The 2,773-nt window shown below is 75.5% G+C and carries 2 protein-coding genes; one reads left to right on the top strand and one right to left on the bottom strand.

Annotated elements, in window-relative coordinates:
- Positions 1–128: 128 nt before the first annotated feature.
- Positions 129–1,634, top strand: a complete 1,506-nt coding sequence (locus ACXJKL_RS18805; RefSeq protein ID WP_457208527.1) for a hypothetical protein — start codon at positions 129–131, stop codon at positions 1,632–1,634.
- Positions 1,635–1,638: 4 nt separating this feature from the next.
- On the opposite strand, the gene ACXJKL_RS18800 is transcribed toward ACXJKL_RS18805, so the two are convergent.
- On the bottom strand, positions 1,639–2,773 hold a 1,135-nt coding region (locus ACXJKL_RS18800), incomplete at its 5' end, for a GNAT family N-acetyltransferase (RefSeq protein ID WP_457208526.1).

Genomic DNA, 2,773 nt, shown 5'->3' with positions numbered 1-2,773 from the left:
GCTACGCCTCGCTCCAGGAGGGCTGAGCGTGGCGACCGTGCCTCACGAGGTCGTCGCGCTGAGAAGTTTTGCCGACCCAGGAGGTGACGACCTGGGCGTTCTCGACCACGCGTGGTGATACTCGGAACGTGGCCGGCACCCGGATGATCACCGTCGACGACGCGACAGCGCTCGACGGGGTGGAGATCGACGCCGCCGCGCGCATGGCGTGGGTGCTCCGGATGGCCCGCACGACCACGGGCGGCCCGGACGGCACCGGCACGGGGCTGCGGGCGCTGGCCGAGCAGATGGGCGCCAGCGCGGCCCGGCTCTCGCGCATCGAGACCGGACAGCTCCGCGACGGACGGGTCATCGACGGCTACGAGGCCACCCTCGGCCTCGCGGAGGGCTCACTGCGTGCGCCGATCGACGTCCTGTGCCGCACCTTCCCCCGCACCAGCCCCCGGGACACGGACCCCGGCAGCCGGATCGAGGACGTCCACGCGCTGTCCCGGCTCACCCGGACGCTGCAGGAGGACGCGCACGTCACCGGCGGCCAGTGGCTGCGCTGGGCCCGCGCCACGGCCGCGCCGGGCAACATCGGCCTGCCCGAGCAGCAGTGCCGCGGCCTTCTCGTCCGGCTCGTCTCCGAGCTCGCACGCGCGGTGTCCCACGGGTACCCGTCCCGCTACGAGGCGCTGTCGCTCGTCCGGTGCAGCCCCTACGGCCACCTGGTGCTGTCGGTGGCACAGGAGGAGCTGCGCCGACCCCACGCCCAGGGACTCGGCGACCTGATGAGCGCCGTCGGCGAGGCGGTCACCGACGACGCCGTGGACTGGTGCCTGGACCTGCTGCTCGACGAGCGGGCGTACGCCGCGCAGTGCGGGGCGCTGGCGATCGAGAACATGGGCCAGATCAGCGGTCCGGAGTTCTGGGCGGCGGTGGCCCCGCGTCTGCTCGCGGTCCTCGACGCGACGGCGACCGGCTCACCCCAGGAGGAGTGGGCGACCCACCTGGTCCGGCTCGTCCCCCGGCAGGTCTGGCGCGACACCGGCCTGGTCCCGTCGCGTCCGCTGCCGCCCGTCGCCGCGCTGCCGACCATGAGCCGGGACGCCTCGAACGTGCTGTGGCAGCGGTGCGTGGTCGCCGCGCAGGAGGTCGGCGAGGAGACGGGGGTGGGGGAGCAGCCCATGCTCGCCCGGCTGGTCTACGACATCTGCTTCGGCCACTGGGAGACCCGCGCGGTCACGGGCTACATGCTCCTCAGCGGGGTCCCGGTGATCGCCCGGGCGGCCGGACCCCATGTCGCCGGCCTGGTCGAGGGTGCCGAGGACCCCCGGATCCGGGCGCGCGGCGCGCGACGCCTCCTGGGCGTGCTCCACGGGCACGACATCCCGCCGGTGCGGCGCTGGCTCACCGACCCGGACCCGAGCCTGCGGGGGTCGGCCCTGGCGGTGACCGGGGCCGCGGGGCGCCACGTCCCGCTCGACGTGCTGCGACCCGCCCTCGACGACCCCGCGACGAGCCGTCTCGCGCTCTACTCGGCGGGCATGAGCGCCCACCCCGAGCTCGCGGGGATCGCCACCGCGGCGGACCCCGACGTCCGCCACGCCGCCCTGTGGTGGCTCGAGCACGGCGGCCGGGTGGATCGGTAGCGGCTCAGAAGTAGTCGCGCACGTGCACGCGGCGCCCGCCGAAGAGCGTGTCCAGGGTCGCGTCGGACGACAGGTCCCCGCTCATCAGGCCGGCCGCCCGGATGTCGGAGCACGACTGCGCCCCCGACGTCAGCAGGGCCAGGCCGCGCGGAGCCAGCACCGGTACGGCGTGACCGTCCTCCGGGCCGGCGGACACCGAGGCCGCCGCGGCCGGGACACAGGTCGAGACGCCGTCGGCGGTGGTGAGCAGCCACCGGCCGTTGCTCGTGCCCAGCAGGTCACCCTCGACGGCGAAGCCCACCCGGGCCTCCAGCGGTCCGAGGCGGAGCCCGGTCAGCGCGCCGGCCACGTCGTGCACGCGCAGCATGTACGGGACCTGCCTGGTCACCGTCCACTCCACGAAGGGCAGCGCGAAGCGCACCGGGTCGTCCCCGGACGTGCTCAGCCGGACGCGGCCGGTGACCGAGGCGTGGCTGCCGAGCATGGCCCACAGCGAGCGGGTGGCGCCGGCGTGCAGCGAGACCAGGTCGTCGACCGTGATGGTCGCGCTGTCGTCGTACCCGGTGCCGCGGTGCCAGCCGGCGAAGCCGACGACGTCGCCGGCGGCGAAGCCGTCGACCGCCTCGGTGACCACGGCGAGCGTGACGGCCGTGAAGGACGCGAGCAGCTCGCCGTCGTCGGCGGGGAAGGACGGGCCGGTGCGGGTGAGYGGTCCGTTGTGGGACGCGGCCCAGGTCGCGTAGACGCGGCGTACGTCGTCCGCGTCGGCCGCCGTGGCCCGGCGCAGGGTCACGCCCGGGTCGGCCGCGACCCGGGCGAGCCGCGCGGTCGCCAGCTCCACCTCGAGGAGGCTGGTCACCACCTCGTAGCCGTAGCGGCGGTAGATGCCGGGTGCGGTCGGGTACAGCGTCGAGAGCACCTCGCCGCGCTCGCGCAGGCCCTGGTCGAGGACGGCGGCCATCAGGTCGTCGAGGAGGCCCGAGCCGCGGTGCTCGGCGGCCACGGCGACCCCGGCGATGCCGCAGGTGGGCACCTGCCGGCCGTGCCACCACGAGTGGTACTCCCGGCCCATCACCCGCGCCGCCAGGCGGTCGCCGTCCCAGGTGCCCCACGAGTGGCGACCGGGCGGGGGCCATGAC

This window comes from Nocardioides sp. P5_C9_2 (assembly GCF_054049555.1).
This window is presented reverse-complemented; position numbering and strand designations above follow the sequence as displayed.